This window comes from Vibrio sp. 10N.222.46.A1, assembly GCF_041473595.1.
In the GTDB taxonomy this organism is placed as follows: Bacteria; Pseudomonadota; Gammaproteobacteria; order Enterobacterales; family Vibrionaceae; genus Vibrio; species Vibrio tasmaniensis_A.
The window spans coordinates 1-304 of record NZ_JBFRSN010001763.1; the positions used below are offsets into that span (position 1 = coordinate 1).

Here is a 304-nt window from a genome sequence, read left to right on the forward strand (position 1 = left end):
ATGTGTATAAGAGACAGTTTCAAAATCTCCCATTTCGTGTGTGGGGCAGGCCATGGTCGCAAAGAGTCCGGTGATGGTGTGCAGCGTTTCCTTGAGAGGGTTGACCTGTTCGCCTTTTTCATCGGTATAGTCATCCCCCATGGCAATGCGTTCCAGGTGAGTGAATGGATTGAGGTAAATCTTCTCAGCCGTCATGTAGCGGCCGCCAAGCATCAAGGTGAGCTTTTTAAAGCTCTTTCCTTTATCTAACGCCCAGATTTTACCGTTCATGGCAAAGAGGGTTTCGGCGAGCTTTTGCACAAAG

At 48.7% G+C, this 304-nt stretch carries 1 pseudogene; it reads right to left on the minus strand.

The features are described from left to right. Positions 1 to 304: pseudogene (locus AB4496_RS29225) on the minus strand (type IV secretion system protein TraC); the annotation flags it as partial.